The sequence below is a fragment of the Blautia sp. AF32-4BH genome, from assembly GCF_003460565.1.
Lineage (GTDB): Bacteria > Bacillota > Clostridia > Lachnospirales > Lachnospiraceae > Fusicatenibacter > Fusicatenibacter saccharivorans.
In genome coordinates this window covers 62,080-86,176 of record NZ_QTVL01000007.1, presented here as the reverse complement: position 1 = coordinate 86,176, position 24,097 = coordinate 62,080, and the positions used below count along the sequence as shown (strand labels likewise).

Genomic DNA, 24,097 nt, shown 5'->3' with positions numbered 1-24,097 from the left:
AACCATGAAAATATCAGAGGAAAGGACTACTATAAGTAAGGGTGACGTACTATGGCATACAGATTAAAAGATTATCTTTATAACGATAAACTCACAAAGGAACAGAACATACTCATGGATCGGCTGTATAAACTTCGCATGTCCGGTATGGCTGAAGCATTTGAAAAGCAGCTGCTGGAACCAAACACAGGTCTCGAACCATTTGAAGTCCGCTTTGCTGCTATTGTAAATCAGGAGTGGGATCAGCGTGAGAGTAAAAAGTTTAAACGTCTCATGAAGAAAGCGACCCTGAAATATCCTGCAGCTGATCTTGACAGTTCAATCTATGATCCAGAACGTCAGCTGAATACACACGTCATAGAACTTCTGGCCAAGTGTGATTGGATCGATGAGCCGAATAACCTGCTGATGACCGGAGGGGCCGGTGCTGGGAAAACGCACATCGCCTGCGCCTTATGTATCACAGCAATGCATCAGAACCGTACTGTTAAATACATACGTGCGAACACACTCTTAAAGGAATCAGATCATGCCAGGCAGGAAGGTACTTACTTTGAGTATTCGAATGAAATGGCAGCTTATGATCTCATGGTGATAGATGATTTCGGCTTAATGGATCTGGACATCGAGAAATGCCGCGATTTATTTGAAATCATCGAGTCCAGAGACTGCCGCAAGGCAACTATTATAATCTCTCAGATTCCAGTATCCGGATGGTATCAACTTTTTGGGGATTCCACCTATGCGGATGCCTGCTTAAGCCGAATGACATCCAAGGCATATCGTCTTGAATTTCCTGGCAGGGATCGCAGAGTAAATAATGGTAACTAATAAACGTGCTGAGCTTTGCTCAGTTTAAAGCAGAATGGCGCTCCGTTCCTCTGGAACGGATGCGCAGTTCTTGCGGAATATGCAATGTGGATGCAATTATGAAAAATTGTCTGCTGTAGGACACATCAATCTAGGCCTTTTGCAATCTTTTGAGAAAGATGGCGGTGAGCAGTGCTTCTTGGATTTTATGGTGCGAAATTTTCAGTATGCTACGCACCACAGAAGGCGTATGCTTCCAAGTGTAGAAGACATCTTTGCAAATGAAGATAAAGACACATTGCCATATTCGGAAAGAGATGCGAAAGATGCTGTAATGCAGAGATTTTGGCTTGAGCAGGCAGGAAGAACTCAAAATGTGTTGAACGAATTGTCAAAACAATATGGTGTTCCAATTCCAGAAGGCTGTCATTCCATATTGGATTATATGGATTATGTTGACTACGGGCATGACCAGAGAAAAAGAAATGCATCGTGGCATGTCAGCTGTTTTTCCGATGCGGATAGAAAAAGAGTTAAAAAAGTACTAAAAGACTTCCGAGTAAAAAACTACACGATGCATGCCATGATAGATGATTGCATCGCAGACTTCGCATTATAAGGCGGGATATTTAGTAAGATATCTGGGGCCAGACCCTCTTTCGGCAACATAGGATAGGAGTGATCGGATGAGTGCAATTGAAGAATTACTTAATCAGATAATAATGCGCGGATGGGAATGGATTTGGAGTGTATCATGGTACTGGATACCAGCAGGACTAGGATTTGCATTTCGATTTGGATTATTGAAATACAAAATATGGGATTCAGAAATGCGAGTCAAAGTAATCTTAAGAGATATCGGAATTATTTTCGGACTAACAATATTGTGGTCGGGCTTGAATTCCTATGAATTAGATAGTAATACGGGAGTGATGGTTTTTATCTTGACTTTTGTCTACATTGTATATGGTTTGGCAGAAAGTTGTGAAGACACTGGAGGAAGTACAGAAAGCATATTACTGATTTTAAAAAGTGTTTTATTAACAATGCTCTCATTCCAAGAAATAGGTGGAACTATTTTTGGTGCAATAGTAACAAGTGGAATGGCTGTTATGGCATATAAGTTTTGGATTTGTAAAGAAAAGAAGACAGATTTGTTTGAAATAATCTTTTTATGCGCAGAAGCAGTTATTTTGTCTATCATCGGTGAAATATATGCTATACAAGGAATAGGGGTTTTTCTATTTGTATTTTTTGAGGAAACAGCAATATTCTTTTTTAATTATATTGTTAAGTACATAGCGTCTGTATTCTTTGGAGAGGCAGAGGAAAACTATTACTAAAAGTATGAAGTGGTGGAAAAGATGCATAGGAAAGGTGGATACTAATTGAAAGATTTTGTGAGTTTTATTAAGAATTATTCGACAAGAGATTTTATCTATTTTTTCTCAGAAATATCAATCGAACTATATAAGAATCAGCAAAATAAGTCAGAAGATGAATTAAAGTGTAGTATTACATTTCCATTGAATGCTATCTTACATGGATTTATACATCGGCAAGTGCAGGTAATGTTGTCAGCATGGGATATTCAAAATATGGCGTATGTCTCTATAGTCAGTGCAAATGATTACAGAAAAGAAATTATGACAAGAGAAAAGGCTGGTACGGTGGTAAATTTGTATAGAGGATATGAGAATGAGCATTCCAATAGCGAATATATCAAAGATGCAAAATTGCCTGATATATTTAAGTTTATGATGGGCATGACATATGAACAGTTTAAGTATCAGAATTTAGCATGGACATACCAGAGCTTTAGCCGAAATTATCATATTTTGCTTGGCTCAAGTAAAATTAGCAGGGATGAGATTGTAGATATAAATGAAATTACAGAAGAATTGTTTGGTATGAGTGCAGACGAGTTTATGACCAATGTACTTTATTTGTTGTGGTTATGCAGTGAGCGTCCCGATCCGTTAGGGGCAGAGGATGATTTATATAAGCACGGGGCAAACAGCATACTCACTAAAGAGAATTTGGAGAAAATTATTAATTATTATTCTGTTACATATGATGATGTAAGGAAGTCTCCAATACAGAAACAATTGTTTTATAGCAAACCTTTTGTGATTACTCAAAAGAACAAAGAGCCGATTATGGTCAGTATGTATTTGGTACAGATGCTCTTTGCAGATGGTTTATATTGGTTAATTCGAGATTATTATTATAAGAATGGTAAGGGAACCGGGTTCATTAATGCTTTTGGCAGAATGTTCGAAGAATATTTTATGGAACTGGCTGAGATTTACCTGACAGAAGATATGTGGCACAAAATCCCAGAACAAGACAAAAAGAGTGCGGATTTCTTTGTAGAATTTGAGGATGCGGTATTCTTGTTTGAATTGAAATCAGGACTGCTTGGAATAAAGGCAAAGCAACAGGCACCAGATGTTCAACAGATTGATACATTTTACAAAAGAAATATTTTAGAAGCACATGAACAACTTAAAATGTCTGAAAAGGAATATCAGGGACAAAAGCCGGTTATTAAAATTTTTTTGCTGTATGAGAGTATGACGAATACGCAAATAGTGATGTCTTCGATACCAGAGATATTTGTTGATGACAGCAGATGTTATATCATGACCATAGAAGACTTGGAGATGATGCTGGCTACATATAAGAACGGTAAAGAAAAGTTTGAAAAGGTAGTAAAAGCATTAGTTACTAATCAGAACAGCAATGCTCAGGTTACGAGTGTTTTACATGTCTTGAACGATTGTGATGCTGTTGGAGATATGCACTTTATTGAAGACAGAGACTATTTTATGAAAATAGCAAAAAGAATGGAAAAGGAGTTGGAGGTATAATGAAATTCCTTTAATACTGTGGTAAAATAGGATATATTAATTCGAAATACTGCGGAGGTAAATATGCTTGATAATAGTATAGGGTGTTATGGAAAATTGGTTTCAGAAGTATTGACAGCAATCTCTCAAGTTTATTGGGGAAGAATGTATAAATATATTAAAGATAACAATATCGATTATAAGGATGTGAATTGCTTTATTCTCAATCCTGAAAGTATGGCTGTTTATTTTAGTAAGACATTTATTGCCATAGAGTATTGTGGTAATCCATATGTAAAAAATATTGTGGAAAAATCTGAAAGAATGATTGTTGTCCGTGATTTCACAAAAGAAGATTTGACTTCAAAGCAAGTTATTGAAAAGATAATTGGCTTTACTTTTGATGGAACTAGCGGGATTACATTTCCATTATACTCTGATATATATGAAGATTTAATGGTTCCGACAAATGCAGGATTAGATAAGCTGATTGACTTAAAATGGAACTTTGCTGCTCAAAATAGTATGGTAAGTTTCAATTCACAGGGATTTGATATTGTAGAGGGACAATTTGTTAGACTAATTAATGGCATGTTTTTTGATGCAAAAGATGATGATTTAAAAACCAGAATTATAAAGTGGATTGATTTTATCCCTTGTCATTATAATGAGCCAGAAGAAGGAGAACTGGATGAGATTGGTTTTAGTTTGGAAGTATATGACAGATTATGGCAAGCTGACCTCTTTTATCAGTATCCGGAACCCGCAGATTTTAAATATGATAAGCTGCCTAAAATTAATAGGTTTATCGAGTTGTTTGGTAACTCTGAGAATTCGGAGCCAACTATTACCTCATTTTTAGCACAGCAAGAAAATCACTTTATTCTTAATATGGGATTTATGGGAACCGGAGTACATTCCCAAGTTAAGTGCGAGTGGCAGAGTGAGGAAAAAGACGAAATTATACCAGATTTTTTTGTTGTTAGAGCAAATGGATATGCGGATATTGTAGAGTTCAAATTACCAAAAGTTAAAAGAAATACTGTAGTTGGACGAAATAACCGTGAACAATTCAGTGCAGAGATTAATTCATACATCGCACAGACAAGAGTATATAGAAGTTATTTTGAAGATCCTAATAACAGAAGGTGGTTTGAGAAGAAATATGGATTTAAAGTATATAAACCCAAAAGATATTTGGTTGTAGGACGAAGAAATGATTTTGAATGCGATGAATGGATAGAAATTAAATCAGATTATACGGATGTGGAAATAGTTACGTATGATGACTTAGTTGACACAGTAGTTTCCCAATTCTATCAATAAAGAATTTAGCAAGGAGGATAAATGCCTAAAATAATATTACGATGCAACTACTTAAAGAATGCCCCACCTTCACATCTTGCCAATTACATGAACTACATCAGTACCCGTGAGGGTGTGGAGAAGGTAGACAGCACCAGCGCCTTACTGTACTGGTGCCGCATTCTTTTCTTTTTCAATCATTAAATCAAGATTAGAAAGATCCAGATCTTTAAATTCTACTCTTGTATTAGAACCTTCTTTGTGGATAATCATACTGGAAGCTATTTCTTCAAAATAACGCTCTTGTTCTTGAAGATACTCAACGGTCGGATGAAGAATATTCTGTCGAAGTCGTGAAGAATCTTCCTTAGATAAAATAATGGGACCTGTCATAACAGTATTGCGCATAATATTCTCCTTTCAATACCCTAATAAGTCAGCGGTCTGTTGTTCAAAATAATTTTTCACATACTGACTGTCCTTAATAAGGTCAATATACATGTATGTATTTACCGCATCAATATTCTTGCCCATCTCTTTAAATCCAATTTTTTTGTACCAGTCCACTTTTTCAGGTACTGCATTCAGGGTAATAAAACGAATTGGTAAAAAATCAGTCCATTGCCGTGCTTCATTAATAATTTTTTCTAATGTTTTTGTCCCAATTTTATTCTTTTGATATTTTGTTCCTATTGCCAGATAATTTATATACAAACTGGGAAGAAATTCTCCAAAATCATCAATTTGATAATCAGATATTTCTGAAATACAATCATAAAAAGCGACATCCCGAAAGGTTATCATATAGTATCCCACTACGAGTGACTTATATTCAATTTCATATGCATAACACTGTTGCAGCAGTGTGGCAAAATAGGAATTTTCAACATACTCATTAATCGCAGAATTCCCACAATCAAAGTTATTAACCGCAGATGTCATCAATTTATATTGAAGCTCTGCCATATCTTCACCCTTTCTTTTGGTTTAATTAATAGTCTGTATTTTACCAAGACAGATCATTTGTGTTAAAATCCATAAAAATAATTAGAATTCTTACTTTTTTATGCTAATTTGGCATGCGTGATCAGCTTCACCTAAAAACACTATATCTTAAACTTCAGCACAAATATGCGTGGATTATTAGTGGCAATGTAAGACATTTCCATGCCTTTACCGGTAGTTTCTCTATTAGATATGGGGTAATCCCTATCCCCTATATCAAACCCTGCGTGCGTTATTAACGCATACAGATCTTCTCTTTATATTTCATATGATTACTTCCTATTAGGAACACTGTAAATACAAGGCTTTTCGGAGCCTACAAACCAGAAAAAATAATATTTGATCTATCACATTACGCAAAAAGCCGTCCGGTATGAAAAACGGGCGGCTTTTTTGCGTGGATAGACGGAAAGGAGGCACAAAAATAACTACAAAATTTTAGCGTTCAAATTTGTGCAACTTTAACGAAAAGGAGGATCGTAAATGGCCGATGAAAAACTGAATACTGGCCCTGCGGAGAATATTTCCCCGGAGGCCGCCGAGCCTATCGCCACACCCGAACAGGCCGCAGCATCTGAACCCCAGCAGGAACAGACCGGGCCTGCCATACCTGAGCCCGGCGATGTGGTTGTGTCCTTTGACAAAATCAATGAGCTTACGGCAGAAAAGAGACAGAACGCCCGTGCCGAAGTCGAAAAGGCGGAAACCCCCGAAACGCCAGAGGCGGCAGCCCCCGGAGAAACACCGCAGCCCGCCAATACGGAGGAACCGAAAAAGCCGCGCCGTGGCCGTCCGCCGAAAGCGGAAAAGGCTGCGACTGAAAATCAGAAATCGGAGAAATCGGCTGGGGCCCGCAAGGGCCGCCCACCCAAGGCGGATAAGACGGCCCCTGACAAGCCCAAGCCGTCCAAACGAGACAAAGTGTCCCGAAGTGACGGAAAGGCCCCGGATGCCAAGGAGCCCATTAAGCCCGCACAGGATACGGCACCGAAGGAAACTGCCACTGCGGAACAGACGGCTCCCGAGCCGACCACACCGCCCCGCCCGGTTGAGGAAGGCAAGCTGGTTTATCTGAAACTTTCCGAGGTTCATCCGTTTCACACATTCCGTCCGCACCCCTTTAAGGTACGGGACGATGCGAAGATGCAGGAAATCGTTGCTTCTATCCGCGTAAACGGTGTAATGGTTCCCGGTCTTGCCCGCCCGGAGAAAGACGGAAACGGATATGAAATTGTAGCGGGCCATCGCCGTACCCACGGCAGTGAACTGGCGGGGCTGGAGGAAATGCCCTTTATTGTCCGTGAAATGACCGACCACGAAGCGGTGCAGGCCATGAAGGACAGCAACAAGCAGCGTGACGGGATGCTCCCCAGTGAATTGGCCGCGCTGCTGGAACTTGAGGTTGAGGACATTAAGCATCAAGGCGGGCGGCTGAAAGGCGTTGCGGAAGGCGATGTTGGAAAACGCTCGGTTGAGATTGTGGGCGAGGCGCATGAGATGAACTATAAAAAAGTCATGCGCTACTTGCGGCTCAACTCCCTTGTGCCGGAGCTTCTGGATAAGGTAGACGATAAAAAGATGGGCTTTATGCCTGCCGTGGAGCTGTCCTACATCAAACCGAAAAATCAGAGGCTTATTGCTGTTTCCATTGACGGGGAGCAGGCTTCGCCCTCGCTGGCCCAAGCTAAACGGCTCCGGGAGCTGGATAAGGAAGGCAAGCTCAACGGCGATGTCATTGACGGCATCTTATCAGAACAGAAAAAGGAGGATCGAGGCGTGATTATTTCTACTGCGGAACTGGAAAAGTATTTTGGCAAGGAGGTAACTCCCGCCAAAATGAAAGAACAAATTATGTCCCTGCTGGATGACTGGAAAGAAAAACAGCCGCCGGAGCTGGCGAAAGCACCGAAAAAGCAGGAACTTGACAAGTAACAACTTCGAGACACTTTGTCCCGAGGGCCCCGCCCTCGCGCAGAGGCTCTGGTGGTATATATCCCCCGTCGCCGCCTGTTTTTTAGTACAGCCGGGAGTGGGCCGTCAAGGGTGCAGCGCACCGCCGTTTTCGGCGGCTCGCCCTTGACGGTCTGCCCCGGCTGTGCTATTTCCCGGCAAGCGGCGGGGGTATATCCTCCAGAGCCGCCCCCTTTCCCAAGACTGGGAAAGGGCGTGGGGTTTGGGTTGAACTTTCTTATTAAAATATCGGAGGTATGAACGATGAAACGACCCCTTGCTTATATCACCGCTGCATGGCTCGGCGGCGATAGTGAAAACGCAGAACTGGCGGCGCAGTATTGCCGCACCGTGTATGAGGCAGGCTTTTCTCCTATTTGCCCGCCCCTGTACTTGCCCCTGTTTCTCAACGATGCCGTTCCCGAGGAGCATAAAAGCGGCATCGACATGAGTCGTGACCTGCTCCGCCGTTCTCATGTGCTGGTTGTCTGCGGGCACAGTATGACCGAAGCCATGAAAAATGATATTGCCGTGGCCCAGCGGCTGGGAATTACGGCAACAACCCTTGAGGGCATCCTGACCGTCAAGGGACAGGGCCACCGCTGATGGCAACCCTGTTTGAAGCCTACGTTACCAACGCCGGAAAGTACAGCGAGGGCCAGCTCGTGGGTGAAACACTGAAATTTCCCACAACCGCCCAGGAGGTGGAGGCTCTCTTGAAACGGATCGGCGTGGATGGCGTCCGCTATCAGGAAATTTTTATTACCTCTTTCGATGGGGATGTGCTGGGGCTCTATGACCATTTGAGCGAGTATGAAAATCTGGACGAGCTTAATCATCTGGCCTGCCTGCTTTCCGAGCTTACCTCATCGGAGCTGGAAACACTGGAGGCCGTCCTCGACAGCGGTGATCACTGTTCTTCGGTGCGGGACATCATCAATCTGACACAAAATCTGGACTGTTACGGCTTTTACCCCGGCGTATCCGATGAGGAAACGCTGGGGCGTATTTATGTGGACGATCTGGAAATGTTGGATGTGCCGGATCAGGTAAAACCGTATTTCGATTATGAGGCGTATGGCCGGGATGCCTGCATCCACGAAAACGGCCATTTTGCCCCAAGCGGCTATGTTGTCAAAGAAAGCGATCATTTCGTGGAAGTGTATCACGGCTTGCAGGATATTCCCAAGGAGCATAAGGTGTTCTCTTTCCCAAAGCTCTCTATCCGGGAGCAAATGGCCGCTTATCAGGAAATCATAGACGGTTCTTCTTTGGAGGGCTACCGTCAAATGCAGAAAAAAGACCGTGGGGATCGGTGATTGCACTTCGAGACAAATTGTCCCAAGGAAGGAGGCGGTGTAACTGATTGATGAAGATATTTCCCGGCGCACGATAGCCATATCTGTAAAAACAACCAAGCTGACAGCGCGGGGACTGGCGTATGTGCTGGGCATGGTGGGCCGGAAGATCCGCAAGGCATACCGTGGAAGGCAAGTACCGCATGGCAAACAAAGTGTGCGAAAGCTCATGGCCCACGGCACAGCCACAAACAGCATTGAGCTATCCGGGGGTGTCAAGTCCTTTGACCGCGTGGCCCGGAAATGGAATGTGGACTATGCGTTCTATAAAACCGGGCCGGACAAATACCTGTTGTTTTTTAAGGCTGGACAGGCAGACGCGATGACCGCCTGCTTTTCCGAATACTCCCGGAAGATGTTAAGCAAAGCAAAATCGAACCGTGTTCCCATCCGGGAACAACTGAAACAGGCGGCAGATCAGCTTTCCAAAGAAAAGCCGAAACAAAAAGAACGTGCAAAGGAGGTGGCCCATGAGGACAGATAAGATCAGAAAATATCTCATTCCGAACATTCCCTATCTGTTCATCCTGTGGGCGTTCCTCAAGCTGGGGACAGCCTACCGGCTGGCGGCGGGTAACGATTTTGCACATAAGCTCATCGGGCTGGGCCAGACGATTGGCCCGGCCTTTGCTGACTTTGCACCCGGTCTTGCTCCGCTGGATTGGCTTGTCGGTATTGTAGGCGCAGTTGGTTTCCGGCTGCTGATCTATTTCAAAAGCAAGAACGCTAAGAAGTTTCGGCGGGATGCAGAATATGGCAGCGCCCGGTGGGGAACGGAAAAAGACATCAAACCGTTTGTTGATCCAAGGTTTGAAAACAACGTGATTTTGACCGGGACAGAGTTTCTCACGATGAACACCCGCCCGAAAATCCCCGCAAATGCCAGAAACCTGAATTGCTGCATTATCGGCTCGTCCGGCTCCGGCAAAACCCGCTTCTGGCTTACGCCCCAGCTTTTACAGGCTCATTCCTCTTATGTGGTGGTCGATCCGAAAGGTGGTGTGCTGGGACAGGTCGGGGGTTTCCTACAAAAACGCGGGTACAAAATCAAGGTATTCAACAGCATAGATTTTTCAAAATCCATGCACTATAACCCGCTGGCGTATATCCGCAACGAGGCCGATATTCTGAAATTCGTGGATGCTCTGATTTCCAACACCAAGGGCGAAGGCAAGGAAGGCGATCCATTCTGGACAAAATCGGAAACGCTTTTGTACTGCGCCCTGATTGCCTACATCATTTTCGAGGGGCCTGCCGAGGATCGGAACATGAATACCCTTGTGGATATGATTTCCGGCATGGAGGTCAAGGAGGATGACGAGGATTTTATGAACGCGGTGGACTATATGTTTGCCGGGCTCGAAAAGCGTAAGCCGGATTGCTTCGCGGTCAAACAGTATAAAAAGTACAAATTGGCCAGCGGCAAGACGGCAAAAAGCATTTTGATTTCCTGCGGTGCGCGACTGGCTCCCTTTGACATCCCGCAGCTTCGTGAAGTCATGGCCTATGACGAATTGGAGCTTGACCGCATCGGAGATCGGAAAACGGCGGTATTCTTCATCATTTCCGATACCACGCAGACCTACAACTTTTTAGTGGCACTTGCATTTTCGCAGATGTTCAACCTCCTGTGTGAACGGGCGGACAATGTTCACGGTGGCCGCCTGCCGCACCATGTACGGGTGCTGTGGGACGAGGCAGCCAACACGGGACAGGTGCCCCAGCTCGAAAAGCTGGTCGCGGTCATCCGCTCCCGTGAGGTGAGTTTGTGCTTGTTGTATCAGCAGTTGGCACAATGCAAGGCCATTTACGATAAGCACGCCGAGACAATCCTCGGCAACATGGACAGCGTGGTGTTCCTTGGTGGCCGCGAAGCCAGCACCATCAAGGAAATATCCGAGAACTGGCTGGGAAAAGCCACAATCAGTATGCAGACCGACAGCCGCTCCCGTGGCCAGTCGGAAAGCTACAGTCAAAATACCCAGCGGCTGGGCCGGGAACTGATGACCCCAGCCGAACTTGCAACCATGCCGGGAGACAAATGTATTTTGCAGCTTCGGGGTCTGCCCCCGTTTTTCTCTCCCAAGTATGATCTGAAACGGCATCCGAACTACCGTTATACGGCGGAGGCCGATAAACAGAAAAACGCTTTTGACCTCGACAGGCTCATTAACCGCCGCAGGCGGCCCCGGCTGAACGAGGCGTGTACGATGTATGAGGTGACTGTGCCGGACGATGCACTCACGGAAGAGGACGAGGACATCCTCAACTATGATGACATCGACGATCCAGACGCCTTTGCATAAACGCTTCGAGACAAAGTGTCCCGAAGTTTGTAACCTGCCGCCTGTATGGGCGGCTTTTTTGTTACCGGGAAAATCCCGGAGAAATGGAGGCTTATATGGCATTTTTCTCATCTGCAATCGACACTTTACAGACCCTCGTTATTGCTCTCGGTGCTGGCCTTGGCGTGTGGGGCGTGGTTAATCTGCTGGAGGGCTACGGCTCGGATAACCCGGGCTCCAAGTCCCAGGGCATGAAGCAGTTCATGGCTAATTAAAGGGAACAAAAAGAAAGGAAAAGCACAATCCAGACGGTATCAGCGGCAGTCCACAAGAATAAATTGTGATTTCACAAGATTGGTGCTATAATAAGAGAAAAGTTCCTGCCGGGGCAGCCGCCCCGGTGGTATGGATAGGAAGGCGGGAAAGCAATATGCACATCAGCTATAAACCACTCTGGCATACACTGTTAGAGCGTGATATGAGAAAAGAAGATTTAAGGCTTGCTGCTGGTATGACAACGAATATGATTGCCAACATGAGCAAAGAGGGAAAGCACATCAGCATGGATACATTAGCCCGTATCTGCGAAACGCTGAATTGTGAGATTACCGATGTGATTGAGTTAGTATCAGACGAGCCTGCTTCCACAGGAGGTAAGGAGCATGAGCGAATTGAAACCAAGAATAACGGAAAACGGAATTGATTATATCCTTGTCGGAGATTACTATATCCCAGATTTGAAGCTGCCGGAGGAACATCGCCCTATCGGAAAGTACGGACGGATGCACCGGGAGTATTTAAGAGAAGTCCACCCAGCCAAATTGAACACCTTGACCTTGACAGGGGAGTTATGGACATACCTTGCAGACCTGAACGAACAGGCACAGGAACGGTTAGACACCATCATGGAGCAGATGAAAGATGCCGAGGGCGTGACCGAGGAATTGAAACGAACCCAACAAATGGAATGGGTGCGGCGTTGCAATAACATTCACAACCGGGCAGAAGAAATTATTTTGCAAGAGATGATTTATTCATAACGGTATGGTAGAATGATTATGACAAATAAGAATTTTTTGCTCCATACGCCCTTGACAATAGTCCTTACAATATACTATAATAGTATTTGTAAATACTATTTGTAAGAGGAGGACTTATGGAAAACAATCATTTTAACGTTGCGTGGGCGAAAAGCACTGCGCTATATACAAAAGCAGCTTCAGTACTTGGCATCGGATACCCGGAAATGATGGTGCTGTATGCGCTGGAATCCATGGGAGAACTGACGCAAAAGCAGATCGCAGAGAATTTCGGTATGCAAAAACAGACGGTTCATACGGTCGTGAGCGCACTTCAAAAGAAGGGCTATTTACTGTTGGAGGCCAGCGAGGGCGATAAACGTGAGAAGCGGATCGTCTTGACTGAAAGCGGACAGGTATACGCCCACAGAATGATTGCGCCTTTACGAAAAGCCGAGGAGAAGGTTTATAGAACAATCGGGAACGAACGGCTCCAAGCCATGTGTGAAATTCTTGACCTTTTCAATCTTCTCTTTGAAAGAGAGCTGAGAGGAGGTCTGGGCAGTGAATAACAAGCGGACTTTCTTTCAGTATGTGATTCCGTCCGTGTTATCCTTTGCGCTTTCCGGGGTGTATGCCATCGTTGACGGTTTCTTTGTAGGCAACTCAATCGGGGATGCCGGACTTTCCGCAATCAACATTGCATATCCCATCACGGCGGTCCTGCAATCCGTAGGGACAGGAATCGGAATGGGCGGTTCAGTCAAATACTCCATTCTGAAAGCAGCAGGAAATGAGAAAAAAGCACGGGAGTTCGTTGCCGGTGCAACATGGCTGATGCTTCTTTTCAGCGCTGTCCTGACTGTCACCGTTTTCTTCACTTCAGAGAAAATCCTTTCTGCCCTTGGTGCATCGGGCGAGTTGCTTACTCTGGGAAATGAGTATATCAAGGTAATTGCCCTTGGAGCGATTTTACAGGTGTTCGGCACCGGACTGGTTCCGTTTATGCGTAATTACGGCGGTTCTTTGTGGGCAATGATCGCTATGATCTGCGGCTTTGCTACCAATGTTGCTCTTGACTATACTTTTGTGTGGGTTCTTGGACGGGGCATGTACGGTGCGGCATTGGCGACCATTATTGGGCAGGGAGTTACCATGGCGGTTGCACTCGTGTATTGCGCCATCAAAAAGAACCTCACTCTGAAAATCGCACCTGTTGATACCCCGAAAACGGCATTTCAGATATTAAAAATCGGACTTGCTCCATTTGGCTTGACCCTTGCCCCAAATATCTCTCTTGTGATCATCAACCGATTTTCGGTTTATTATGGCGGACAGGAGGCTATCGCCACCTATGCCTGTATCTCCTATATCATCTGCATTGTTTATCTTCTTTTGCAGGGTGTCGGTGATGGTAGCCAGCCGCTCATGAGTCAGTTCTACGGAGCAGGCGAAGAAAAATCGCTCAAACAAACCAAAACGCTGGCGTATGAATTTTCCATGGTTTTGGCGGTAATCAGTGCGATTCTGATTTACCTGCTCCGTGGAAAGATTGGACTACTGTTCGGTTCATCTGCCGAGGTAAACGCAGGGGTCATAAAGGTCATGCCGATCTTCCTTGTGTCGGTTCCGTTTGACGCCATCACACGAGTTTCCGCGGCGGCTTTCTACGCAACCGAAAAAAGTGTGCTGTCCTATGTTCTGACCTTTATCGAACCCATCATCATGCTGGTGTTGATGCTGATGCTGCCGCCGGTGTTTGGCGGTCAAATCACGATTTGGTGGAGCGCCGTATTTGCAAAGGTCATTACCGCATCAGTAAGCATTGTGCTGTCCGTTAGATACAGCGCACAAAGAAATCGATAACTTCCAGTTTATCGTTCTGATTTTCAACTGAATAACCACAGTAAAAACCGCTGCTACATGGAAGCTAACAAACCATGCAACAGCGGTTTTTCTTTACCGTTTTTTCCTTTGGCTGATAGGCGTTCCCATTTTCTTTGATTTTTTGAGAATCCGAATGAGCCAGCGAAATTCTTCATCTGACAGATTTTTATAGTTGATACCGAGCTGCTTGCAGTAAAGGACAACGAGCTTTTCATCCCGACTGCCCTTGAAATTTTCGACCGCTTCCAGATTTTCTTTCAGTTCATCGGCAACGGTGGTCTGGGGCGCACTCTCACTGTCCTTTTTGTGAGTTTCCCGAATATCCCGGATAATGAGATTGAGGTCATCCAGAACCATGTGGCTGAAATATTCATCATCGCTGATATGGGCGGCTTGCAGCACTTTCAAATGCGGGTCATCTTCGCCGGGGCGATACCGTTCAATGATTTCATGCCGGACGGTATCGACAAGTGCATTGAGATTTTGAATCTGCATGGTGGCAATCCCGTCCACATAAATCTCAATGTCTGCAAGAAACTTGATAAAATCTTTATGTGTGGCAAGCTCACAGAGCAGACGGTTGTTAATCCGACCGCTTTTCAGGAGAGCAACCATCTCATCATTCAAATGCAGCTCCGTCAATGACGTGTTGATCTGCTCCCTGTTCTCTGTCCGGCACAGTAGATAATCAACGGAAACCCCATAGAAGTCTGCCAGCGTGATAAGGTTGCCATGATTGATTTCCTTAAAATCCTCTTTTTCATAACTTCCGAGAGCAGATTTGGAAATACCCGTCAGCTTTGATAGTTCTTCCAGATTTAAGCCTTTGTCCTTGCGGAGTTCCCAAAGGCGTTCCTGTATGCTTGTTGCTCCTTTCATGGGCGCACACTCCTTTCCGGCGGTTTCATTGCTGCCGCTTAACTGGATTATATCACACTTTCCGCAATCGTGGAAATTTCTGATTTTTACCCTTAATTCCTACTTTGTGGACATACGGCACAGGGCACAAAAATGTTCTATGATACAGGTAGTTCATCGATGGATTATTCCAATCGAATGACCAGCCTGTGTGGGATATGCTTCCCCGGCGATGTAGCGCCATGACTTTTGGCAGGGATATGGAGGAACCCTGACCAAAACGAGCGTACCAAAGGGAGCGATACGCCGCTGTGAGATTCAGGGGAGGAACGACACCGGGGAGAACTGGCGAACTGACACCGAAATGATACCGAAACACAACAATCTGATAGGGGGACAGTCTACCCTATCGCTGATACTTCGGGAGATTTTAAGCGGCTCTATGGCTGTAATTTTACCGAAAATCGCCCCGAAACCATACACTAAAACGGGAGGAAGCGCAATATGCCGAGAATGAGCAAAAAGAGGAAGTATGAGCTTTCCTTTTACCTCAATGACCGGGGGCGTGTCACTTACAACGAATTATGCCGGAAATGCCAGCATGGGTGCAAGCAGAGCTTCCGGGCGGTTGTGATTGACTGCCCCCGTTATTTATCCAAACGAGCAAGGAAAAAGGAGGAAGACACCGAATGAATTTTGAATTTATGACGATAGACACACCATTGCCGCCCTGTATGCCCTTTCCCAGAGCGTTGACAGGATTTCCAGTCAGCAGCACCGCAAAGGTCATGTACTGCCGGATGTTGGACGCTATGCTATCCAAAGGGCAGGAGGACGAAAACGGAATCCTGTTTGTCTGCTTCCCTGTTACAGCCATTGCCGCAGTCTTGTCCCGCAGCTCTATGACGGTCAAGCGTTCTCTGAATGAACTGGAAACCGCCGGACTTATCATGCGGGTGCGTCAGGGCGTTGGAGAACCAAACCGAATTTATGTGCTGATACCGGGAAAGGGGGACGCTGCCCTTGCCTGATACCTCAAAGCTGGAAAAGCTCAACCGGGAGCTGGAGAAAAGCGAAAAGAAACTGCGGAAAGCCATCAATGATGAAAAGGCATTGCAGCACCAGTTGAAACAGCTTACCCGAAAGGAACGGACGCACCGGCTCTGTACCCGTGGCGGTATGCTGGAAAGTTTTCTGCAAGAGCCGGAACGCCTGACAGATGATGATGTCATGCTGTTGTTGAAACTCATTTTTCACAGACAGGACACGCAGGAATTATTGAAAAAACTGCTGGAACGGAAGAAGCCAGAAACCCCTTAGTTTACTAAGGGCGCAATTATACACCACCCAGAGGTTGGTGCATTGCGTTCTCCGAAGGCTCCTCACCGGAGGGCTGTGATTTTCCGCAGTCATGGTCTGCTCCAAATCAAACAGGGGACGCTACGCTTCCCCTGCGCTGGCTGCCGCCAGCTACCCTTTTGTGGACTTGTCGGCTGGGGACACCTTGCGTTGCAAGTTGTTCCCAGCCGACAAGTTTTACAAAATCTCTCTATACTTTGACGGTCGAATAAAGTATAATGAAGTCAACGACTAATCGGAAGTTCAATGTGAGGAAAATTAGATGAAGAAAAAGTCTTATTGGTTAAGTATTAGTGTGTTCGTATTGATACTGATATGGACGGTTTATTATTATGCAATGCAGTACACAGGAGGATTTGCAGACTTAAAGGACTCTATTGTTTGTGGGATTGTAGGTTTGATATGTATCGTATTTATCGTGAAAAGAACTATTGACTTTTTGAAAAACAAAAAATCGTAAAATTCAAGTTTGCCACCCACACATCGGGTCAACTTGTCCCGAACTTTTACAGCTAAATATCCGCCGCCTTCACAGCGGCACACCGAGCAGGAAATCTGAAAAAGGTCTCCTGCTTTTTTTCTGCCAAAATGAGGTGGTAAAACGCCACCCCATCCACCAATTACCGAAAGGAGGGACACGAAATGCCCTGCCCACACAACGAAATCACGATTGTTCAGCGCAGCCAGCGACAGTCTGCGGTTGCCGCCGCTGCTTACCAAAGCGGCGAAAAGCTGTTCTGTGAATACGACCAGCAAGTGAAGCACTACCCAGAAAAGCGTGGTATCGTCCACAATGAAATCCTGCTCCCGGCAAATGCCCCACAGGAATATGCAGACCGCAATACCTTATGGAACGCCGCCGAAGCGGTGGAGAAGCAATGGAACTCTCAGCTTGCAAGGCGGTGGGTGCTTACCATTCCCAGAGAAATACCGCCTGACCAGTACGCTGTCCTTGTCCGGGAGTTCTGCCAGCAGCAGTTTGTTTCCAAAGGCATGATTGTTGATTTTGCCATCCATGACCCCCATCCGCCGGGACACAATCCCCACGCCCATGTCTTGCTCACTATGAGGGCAATGGACGAACATGGGAAATGGCTTCCCAAGAGCCGCAAGGTTTATGACTTTGACGAGAATGGGGAACGGATAAAGCTGCCATCTGGCAGGTGGAAAAGCCACAAGGAGGATACGGTGGACTGGAACGACCAGAAATATTGTGAAATCTGGCGGCATGAATGGGAGGTCATCCAGAACCGCTATCTGGAAGCCAATGACCGCCCGGAGCGTGTGGACTTGCGTTCCTATGCCAGACAGGGGCTTGATATTATCCCTACTGTCCATGAGGGAGCGGCTGTCCGGCAGATGGAAAAGCGAGGTATTCAGACGAATATCGGCAACCTGAACCGGGAAATCAGAGCCGCCAACCGCCTGATGAAGTCCATCCGGCAGCTTATCCAAAACCTCAAAGGCTGGATTACCGAGCTGGGAGAAAAACGAAAAGAACTGCTTGCACAAAAGGCGGCGGAGGAAGCGACACTTCTTCCCAATCTGCTGATGAAGTATATGGAGATACGAAAGGAAGAACGGAAGGACTGGACAAGGGCTGGACAGAACCGGGGGACTTCACAGGACTTAAAGGCAGTCAGCGAAGCCCTGTCCTATCTCCGTCAAAAGGGGCTTTCTACTGTGGAGGACTTAGAAGTATTTCTGGAATCTTCCGGGAAATCAGCCGCAGATTACCGCAGTCAGATGAAGCCAAAGGAAACCCGCAGCAACGTGATTGACGCTATCCTTGCCGCCCGGACGGACTGTAAGGAATGTAAGCCCGTTTATGAGAAATACCAGAAGATATTTTTCAAGAAAACTAAGGAAAAATTCAAGCTGGAACACCCGGAGGTTGCCCGGTTTGAGAAAGCCAGTGCCTACCTTGCCAAGCACCCGGATGATAAGGACAGCACGAAAAAGGAGCTTTTGCAGGAACAGGCGAAGCTTGTGGGCGAAATCGCAGACTTGAAAGTACCGTTGACCGAGGTGCAGGAAGATTTGAAGAAGCTGCGGGACATCCGCTACTGGGTACGGAAAGCCACACCCGGCACAGAGGAAAGCAAAGAGCCGCCCAAGAAGCAGCCCCTCAAAGAAGTCTTGCAGGATAAGGCTGACGAGAAGAAAGCACAGAAAAACGCCCCGGCGCAGACGAAACACAAACAACAGGATATGGAACTTTAACAGGCACTTGCCATTTTCAGATTGAGAATGATAAGTGCCTTTTCTTTTTTACAAGGAGGAATTGATTTGAATGTATTTGAAGCTGTGAAGCAGTCCGTTACGACAAGACAGGCTGCGGAGCATTACGGAATCCGGGTAAACAGAAACGGGATGGCTTGCTGCCCGTTCCACAACGATAAGACCCCCAGCATGAAGCTGGACAAGCGTTTCCACTGCTTCGGATGTGGTGCAGATGGGGATGTGATTGATTTTGTAGCTGCCCTGTACGGGCTGGGGAAAAAGGAAGCCGCCGCACAGTTGGCGAGTGACTTCGGGCTTGCCTATGAGGACTGGAAGCCACCGGGCAGGGCAAGGAAGCCCAAGCCCCGGCAGAAATCCCCGGAAGAACAGTTCCGGGAAGCAAAGGCACATTGCTTCCGTGTCCTTGCCGATTATCTACACCTCTTACGGGTATGGAAAACCGACTATGCCCCGCACTCCCCGGAGGAAGCGTTTCATCCCCGGTTCGTGGAAGCCTTGCAGAAGCAAGCCCATGTGGAATATCTGCTGGATGTGCTGCTGTTCGGGGAGACAGAGGAAAAAGCGGTTTTGATTATGGACTACGGAAAGGATGTGATACAGCTTGAACAGCGAATGGCAGAGCTTGCAGCCGCAGACGCAGCAAGAACTAAAAAACACCATGAACGCCATGCAGCCGCCCCAGAGCGTTGAGGAAGTAAAGGCAACTCTGGAAACCACCGAGAAAGGCGGCGTCCGCCAGAGCATACGGAACTGCCTGACCGTATTCCAGCGTGACCCTGTGCTTGCCGGGGCAATCGCCTACAACATCCTGACCGACCGCAAGGACATCATAAAGCCCATCGGTTTTCACAGAGAAAGCACAGCCCTGACCGATACGGACATGAAGTATCTGCTTCTCTATCTGGAGGAAACCTACGGGCTTACCAGTGAGAAAAAGATTGAAACCGCCATCGGGATTGTGGCGAATGAGAATAAGTACCACCCCATCCGGGATTTTCTGAACAGCCTTGCATGGGACGGGACTGAGCGCATCCGCTTCTGTCTGCGGCACTTTCTGGGAGCTGATGTGGACGATTACACCTATGAAGCCTTGAAGCTGTTCATGCTGGGGGCGATTACAAGGGCATTTAAGCCCGGAAGCAAGTTTGAAATCATGCTGTGTCTGGTAGGCGGTCAGGGGGCTGGCAAGTCCACCTTCTTCCGTCTGCTGGCAGTCCGGGACGAGTGGTTCTCCGATGATTTGCGGAAGCTGGACGATGACAATGTGTACCGCAAGCTGCAAGGTCACTGGATTATCGAAATGTCGGAAATGATGGCAACCGCAAACGCCAAGAGCATCGAAGAAATCAAGTCATTTTTAAGCCGGCAGAAGGAGGTCTACAAGATACCCTATGAAACCCACCCGGCAGACCGCCCCCGCCAATGCGTGTTTGGCGGCACTTCCAATGCTCTTGACTTCCTGCCCCTTGACCGTTCCGGCAATCGCCGCTTTATCCCCGTCATGGTGTACCCGGAACAAGCCGAGGTTCACATTTTGGAGGATGAAGCTGCTTCCAGAGCCTATATCGAGCAAATGTGGGCAGAAGCTATGGAGATTTACCGAAGCGGCAGGTTCAAGCTGGCTTTCAGCCCCGCCATGCAGCGGTATCTCAAAGAACACCAGCGGGATTTTATGCCGGAGGACACCAAAGCCGGGATGATACAGGCGTATCTTGATAAGTACACCGGGAGCATGGTCTGCTCCAAGCAGCTCTACAAGGAAGCCTTGAACCATGCCTTTGACGAGCCGAAGCAATGGGAAATCCGGGAAATCAACGAGATTATGAACCAGTGCATTTCTGGCTGGCGGTACTTCCCGAACCCAAGAATGTTTTCCGAATATGGCAGACAAAAGGGCTGGGAGCGTGAAAACCCGGCAACGGACTCCGGCAACCCGTCTGAAAAAACGATGGACGGTTTTGTGGAGGTCACAGAACAGATGGAGCTTCCATTCTGAAAATGACAGCCCGTTGCATCCCCTGTTGCTATCCCGTTGCCGAGCCGGTTGCCGGGGAAAATCCCGAAACTATCGGCTTTTCTCCCCTATGACAACCAAAACAACAGAAAAATAAAAGAAAAGTATAAATAGTAACCATCGCCAGATTGAGATTGTTTGCAAGGTCTTTTGAAGCCCGTTGCCGGACTTCGTTGCCGACACCCTCTGTCTGGCTATTTTCATGTATGGAGGATAACTGCCTATGGCAAAAAACAAAACAGAGATTCATGTTACAACAGTGTTTGACGGGGAGTTGGACGCAACCGATGTGTTCGTCAGCCTGATTTCCCAGAAATACGGCAAGACAAATACAAAAGAATATCTTGCTAAAAAGAAAGAATTGAAGTATAATGAAGATGAGGTTCAAAAGAGCCAGATACCGTCTGGATTGTGTGGGTAAATGGCTATGATGAACGAAATGGAATACAGGACAATCGGTTCGGCACTTGCCGGGGGCTATCGTGCGGCGGTCTATTGCAGGCTGTCAAAGGACGATGACCTGCAAGGCGAAAGTGCCAGTATCGCAAACCAGCGTGATATGCTGGAAAAATACTGCGAAAAGCAGGGATGGGAGGTTGTGGCAGTCTATCAGGATGATGGCTTCACAGGTCTTAACATGGAGCGTCCTGATTTACAGAGAATGTTGAGAGCCATTGAGCGCAGGCAGATCAACCTTGTCATCACGAAAGACCTCAGCCGACTGGGGCGTAACTATCTGCAAACCGGGCATTTGATTGAGGACTTTTTCCCAAGAAACGGTGTCCGCTATATCGCCATGAATGACGGTATCGACACCCTGCGGGATAACAACGATATTGCCCCGTTCAAGAATATCCTGAACGAGATGTACAGCAAGGATATTTCCAAGAAAGTCCATTCCTCTTATCTTCTGAAAGCGCAGAAAGGACAGTTTACCGGGTGTCTTGCCCCCTTTGGGTATCGGAAAGACCCAGAGGACAGAAACCATCTGCTCATTGACGAGGAAACCGCCCCGATTGTGCGGCTGATTTTCGGATATGCCCTGAACGGTCATGGTCCGAACTATATCCGCAGACGGCTGGAGGAAGAAAAAATCCCCTGCCCCACATGGTGGAACCGGGAACGGGGGCTTCGCAATACCCGCACCAAATGGGAAAAGAAAGACCCGGAAAACGGACGGTATATGTGGGACTTCTCCGTTATCAAAGACCTCTTGATGAATCCCGTCTACACCGGGGCGATTGCTTCCCAGAAAAAAGACTACCGTTTCAAAATCGGCACGATTGGGGAAAAGAAGCCGGAGGACTGGATTGTAGTGGAGGGACAGCATGAACCGCTGATTGACCGCATGAGCTTTGACATTGTGCAGAACAAGCTGAAATCCCGCCAGCGTCCGGGGCAGACCAATGAAATCAGCCTGTTTGCCGGACTGATAAAATGCGGCGAGTGTGGGAAGTCGCTGACGATACGCTACACAAACGCAAAACATCCCCAGCAGATTTATTCCTGCAAGACCTACAATGCCTTTGGAAAGAACCACTGCACCCAGCACCGGATTGACTATGACACCCTTTACAGCCATGTGCTGCGGAAAAACCGGGAATGTGCCAGAGCTGCCCTGATGGACGGGAAAGCGGTTGCCGACCGCCTGACTAATACCTGCGAAGCCGAGCAGCGGGAACAGCGGGAAGCAATGGAACGCTCCCTTACAAGGGACGAGGAACGGATTGAGGTTCTGGATAAAATGGTCATGCGGCTTTATGAGGATATGATTGCAGGGCGTATCAGTGAGCAGAATTTCAACACCATGCTGGAAAAGACACAGACCGAGCAGACGGAGCTTAAAGCAAAAGTGTCCGAGGGCAGGAAGCGGCTGTCCGATGAAGCCCAGCTTGCCAATGATGCAAAACAATGGGTGGAAGCCATTCAGGAATATGCCAACATCACAGAGCTGGACGCAGCCACCCTTAACCGCTTAATCAAAGAAATCGTCGTGCATGAGCGCATTGACGAAGATAAAACAAGACACATTTCTATCGAAATTCATTTTAATCTCAAACCCATCCCAGAGGTGGAACAGGTCACTGCCTGACCTGTCCTACCGGGACGGTTCTCTTAAAAACACCATATAGATTTTTTGTACGCCGCCGCCCGCCATCGAGCAGAGTTTTACACCTAATTGGGGATAAAACAGCTCATGGCGGGCGGCGGCATCATCGTCATTGGCACCACACTGATCCCTCTGCTGTCTGGCCTGTTTTAAGGTAGGCGCTTATGGATTTTCTCACCGACTGGCTCACAAACTGGCTCAAAGAGCTTCTGATTGGCGGGATCATGGGGAACCTCGAAGGTCTTTTTGATACTGTCAATACCCAAGTCGGAGAGATTGCGGCACAGGTAGGGACTACTCCGGCGGCGTGGCACGCCGGGGTTTTCTCCCTGATCCGACAGCTTTCCGAAACGGTGATCCTGCCGATTGCCGGAATGGTGCTGACCTTTGTTGCCACTTATGAGCTCATACAGATGCTTTTGGAAAAGAACAATATGCACGAGGTTGACGTTGCGAACCTCTATAAATGGATGTTCAAAACAGCCTGTGCAATCCTGATCCTGTCAAACACATTCAATATCGTCATGGCCGTGTTCGATGTCTCGCAGAGCGTCATCGCGCAGGCAGGCGGACTCATTCAAGGCTCTACCGATGTTTCGGCGGATATGCTTGCTGAACTGGAAACCTCGCTGGAGGCGATGGACTTGGGGCCGCTTTTGGGGCTGTGGCTGCAGTCTGCGCTCATTGGCTTCACGATGAAGGCGATGGGAATTATCATTTTCGTTTTGGTGTATGGCAGGATGCTGGAAATCTATCTGCTGACCAGTCTGGCCCCCATCCCCGTTGCTACGCTTTCCAACCGGGAACTTGGCGGCACCGGGCAGAACTATATCAAGTCCCTGTTTGCCGTAGGCTTTCAAGGGCTGCTGATCCTCGTATGTGTTGCAATTTACGCGGTGCTCATTCAAGGCATCGCAACAAGCGGCGATCCCATTGGGGCGATTTGGGGAACTGTGGGCTACACGGTTCTGCTTTGCTTCATGCTCTTTAAGACCGGGAGCATTGCCCAGCGTATCTTTGGCGCTCATTAACAGGAGGTGG

General features: G+C 46.9%; 27 protein-coding genes and 1 pseudogene. 25 read left to right on the top strand and 3 right to left on the bottom strand.

Translation table 11 applies throughout. The features are described from left to right. Positions 1–51 precede the first annotated feature (51 nt). The 5 genes from DWZ44_RS10320 to DWZ44_RS10300 all read left to right on the top strand — a co-directional run bounded on the left by DWZ44_RS10320 (position 52) and on the right by DWZ44_RS10300 (position 4,988). Positions 52–831 (top strand): ATP-binding protein, encoded by a 780-nt coding sequence (locus DWZ44_RS10320; RefSeq protein WP_117510917.1) that lies wholly within the window; start codon positions 52–54, stop codon positions 829–831. A 70-nt stretch (positions 832–901) separates the two neighbouring features. Continuing rightward, the gene (locus DWZ44_RS10315) at positions 902–1,429 is read left to right on the top strand and encodes a hypothetical protein (protein WP_118700105.1); all 528 of its coding nucleotides are present in this window, start codon (positions 902–904) and stop codon (positions 1,427–1,429) included. A gap of 67 nt (positions 1,430–1,496) precedes the next feature. Next, the gene (locus DWZ44_RS10310) at positions 1,497–2,153 is read left to right on the top strand and encodes a hypothetical protein (protein WP_117804820.1); all 657 of its coding nucleotides are present in this window, start codon (positions 1,497–1,499) and stop codon (positions 2,151–2,153) included. Between the two features lie 45 nt (positions 2,154–2,198). Beyond that, positions 2,199–3,683: a hypothetical protein gene (locus DWZ44_RS10305; protein ID WP_243002059.1), complete on the top strand. Its 1,485-nt coding sequence runs from the start codon at positions 2,199–2,201 to the stop codon at positions 3,681–3,683. Positions 3,684–3,746: 63 nt separating this feature from the next. Next, a complete protein-coding gene (locus DWZ44_RS10300) occupies positions 3,747–4,988 on the top strand; it encodes a Shedu anti-phage system protein SduA domain-containing protein (RefSeq protein WP_117804819.1) in 1,242 nt (413 codons plus the stop codon). Between the two features lie 141 nt (positions 4,989–5,129). On the opposite strand, the gene DWZ44_RS18070 is transcribed toward DWZ44_RS10300, so the two are convergent. Together DWZ44_RS18070 and DWZ44_RS10295 are read right to left on the bottom strand one after the other, a co-directional pair. Beyond that, positions 5,130–5,375, bottom strand: coding sequence for a hypothetical protein (locus DWZ44_RS18070; RefSeq protein ID WP_147342474.1), 246 nt, complete (start codon positions 5,373–5,375; stop codon positions 5,130–5,132). Between the two features lie 12 nt (positions 5,376–5,387). Then, the gene (locus tag DWZ44_RS10295) at positions 5,388–5,933 is read right to left on the bottom strand and encodes a GNAT family N-acetyltransferase (RefSeq protein WP_117804818.1); all 546 of its coding nucleotides are present in this window, start codon (positions 5,931–5,933) and stop codon (positions 5,388–5,390) included. Positions 5,934–6,455: 522 nt separating this feature from the next. Between DWZ44_RS10295 and DWZ44_RS10290 the strand changes: the two genes are divergently transcribed. The 10 genes from DWZ44_RS10290 to DWZ44_RS10245 all read left to right on the top strand — a co-directional run bounded on the left by DWZ44_RS10290 (position 6,456) and on the right by DWZ44_RS10245 (position 14,450). Then, positions 6,456–7,904: a ParB/RepB/Spo0J family partition protein gene (locus DWZ44_RS10290; RefSeq protein WP_117804817.1), complete on the top strand. Its 1,449-nt coding sequence runs from the start codon at positions 6,456–6,458 to the stop codon at positions 7,902–7,904. A gap of 282 nt (positions 7,905–8,186) precedes the next feature. Beyond that, positions 8,187–8,528: a DUF7768 domain-containing protein gene (locus tag DWZ44_RS10285; RefSeq protein WP_117612918.1), complete on the top strand. Its 342-nt coding sequence runs from the start codon at positions 8,187–8,189 to the stop codon at positions 8,526–8,528. After that, positions 8,528–9,241 carry an antirestriction protein ArdA gene (locus DWZ44_RS10280; RefSeq protein ID WP_117804816.1) on the top strand — a complete coding sequence of 238 codons (714 nt, stop codon included), beginning with the start codon at positions 8,528–8,530 and terminating at the stop codon, positions 9,239–9,241. Before DWZ44_RS10285 ends, DWZ44_RS10280 begins: the two co-directional genes overlap by 1 nt. Positions 9,242–9,374: 133 nt before the next feature. Then, positions 9,375–9,764 carry a PcfB family protein gene (locus tag DWZ44_RS10275; RefSeq protein WP_442857710.1) on the top strand — a complete coding sequence of 130 codons (390 nt, stop codon included), beginning with the start codon at positions 9,375–9,377 and terminating at the stop codon, positions 9,762–9,764. Further along, positions 9,751–11,586, top strand: a complete 1,836-nt coding sequence (locus DWZ44_RS10270) for a VirD4-like conjugal transfer protein, CD1115 family (RefSeq protein WP_117804814.1) — start codon at positions 9,751–9,753, stop codon at positions 11,584–11,586. The genes DWZ44_RS10275 and DWZ44_RS10270 overlap by 14 nt, the downstream gene beginning before the upstream one ends. A gap of 95 nt (positions 11,587–11,681) precedes the next feature. Further along, positions 11,682–11,840, top strand: a complete 159-nt coding sequence (locus tag DWZ44_RS10265) for a Maff2 family mobile element protein (RefSeq protein ID WP_097786389.1) — start codon at positions 11,682–11,684, stop codon at positions 11,838–11,840. 155 nt (positions 11,841–11,995) lie between these two features. Beyond that, a complete protein-coding gene (locus DWZ44_RS10260) occupies positions 11,996–12,268 on the top strand; it encodes a helix-turn-helix domain-containing protein (protein WP_009274451.1) in 273 nt (90 codons plus the stop codon). Then, on the top strand, positions 12,228–12,605 hold the full coding sequence (locus DWZ44_RS10255) for a TnpV protein (protein ID WP_009274452.1): 378 nt from the start codon (positions 12,228–12,230) through the stop codon (positions 12,603–12,605). Before DWZ44_RS10260 ends, DWZ44_RS10255 begins: the two co-directional genes overlap by 41 nt. 116 nt (positions 12,606–12,721) lie before the next feature. Beyond that, positions 12,722–13,156: a MarR family winged helix-turn-helix transcriptional regulator gene (locus DWZ44_RS10250; RefSeq protein ID WP_009274453.1), complete on the top strand. Its 435-nt coding sequence runs from the start codon at positions 12,722–12,724 to the stop codon at positions 13,154–13,156. Then, positions 13,149–14,450, top strand: a complete 1,302-nt coding sequence (locus tag DWZ44_RS10245) for an MATE family efflux transporter (protein WP_003020289.1) — start codon at positions 13,149–13,151, stop codon at positions 14,448–14,450. Before DWZ44_RS10250 ends, DWZ44_RS10245 begins: the two co-directional genes overlap by 8 nt. Positions 14,451–14,543: 93 nt before the next feature. Here DWZ44_RS10245 and DWZ44_RS10240 read toward each other — a convergent pair whose 3' ends face one another. Next, positions 14,544–15,350, bottom strand: a complete 807-nt coding sequence (locus DWZ44_RS10240; protein ID WP_117804813.1) for a helix-turn-helix domain-containing protein — start codon at positions 15,348–15,350, stop codon at positions 14,544–14,546. Between the two features lie 483 nt (positions 15,351–15,833). Between DWZ44_RS10240 and DWZ44_RS10230 the strand changes: the two genes are divergently transcribed. The 10 genes and pseudogenes from DWZ44_RS10230 to DWZ44_RS10175 all read left to right on the top strand — a co-directional run bounded on the left by DWZ44_RS10230 (position 15,834) and on the right by DWZ44_RS10175 (position 24,087). Then, positions 15,834–16,022 (top strand): hypothetical protein, encoded by a 189-nt coding sequence (locus DWZ44_RS10230; protein ID WP_117804811.1) that lies wholly within the window; start codon positions 15,834–15,836, stop codon positions 16,020–16,022. Beyond that, entirely contained in the window at positions 16,019–16,360 is a 342-nt protein-coding gene (locus tag DWZ44_RS10225) for a DeoR family transcriptional regulator (protein ID WP_117804810.1), read from the top strand. The genes DWZ44_RS10230 and DWZ44_RS10225 overlap by 4 nt, the downstream gene beginning before the upstream one ends. Further along, a complete protein-coding gene (locus DWZ44_RS10220) occupies positions 16,353–16,649 on the top strand; it encodes a DUF3847 domain-containing protein (protein WP_097786106.1) in 297 nt (98 codons plus the stop codon). Before DWZ44_RS10225 ends, DWZ44_RS10220 begins: the two co-directional genes overlap by 8 nt. A 681-nt stretch (positions 16,650–17,330) precedes the next feature. Continuing rightward, positions 17,331–18,911 carry a MobQ family relaxase gene (gene mobQ, locus DWZ44_RS10210; protein WP_117804809.1) on the top strand — a complete coding sequence of 527 codons (1,581 nt, stop codon included), beginning with the start codon at positions 17,331–17,333 and terminating at the stop codon, positions 18,909–18,911. Positions 18,912–18,977: 66 nt separating this feature from the next. Continuing rightward, positions 18,978–19,622 carry a CHC2 zinc finger domain-containing protein gene (locus DWZ44_RS10205; protein ID WP_025544160.1) on the top strand — a complete coding sequence of 215 codons (645 nt, stop codon included), beginning with the start codon at positions 18,978–18,980 and terminating at the stop codon, positions 19,620–19,622. After that, positions 19,591–20,928: a virulence-associated E family protein gene (locus DWZ44_RS10200; RefSeq protein ID WP_117804808.1), complete on the top strand. Its 1,338-nt coding sequence runs from the start codon at positions 19,591–19,593 to the stop codon at positions 20,926–20,928. The genes DWZ44_RS10205 and DWZ44_RS10200 overlap by 32 nt, the downstream gene beginning before the upstream one ends. A gap of 241 nt (positions 20,929–21,169) precedes the next feature. Further along, entirely contained in the window at positions 21,170–21,367 is a 198-nt protein-coding gene (locus DWZ44_RS10190; RefSeq protein WP_117522850.1) for a hypothetical protein, read from the top strand. Next, positions 21,368–23,038, top strand: coding sequence for a recombinase family protein (locus DWZ44_RS10185; RefSeq protein ID WP_117804807.1), 1,671 nt, complete (start codon positions 21,368–21,370; stop codon positions 23,036–23,038). Between the two features lie 90 nt (positions 23,039–23,128). Continuing rightward, a pseudogene (locus tag DWZ44_RS10180) lies at positions 23,129–23,209 on the top strand (Maff2 family mobile element protein); the annotation flags it as partial. Positions 23,210–23,220: 11 nt separating this feature from the next. Beyond that, positions 23,221–24,087, top strand: a complete 867-nt coding sequence (locus tag DWZ44_RS10175) for a VirB6/TrbL-like conjugal transfer protein, CD1112 family (RefSeq protein WP_087989534.1) — start codon at positions 23,221–23,223, stop codon at positions 24,085–24,087. Positions 24,088–24,097 lie beyond the last annotated feature (10 nt).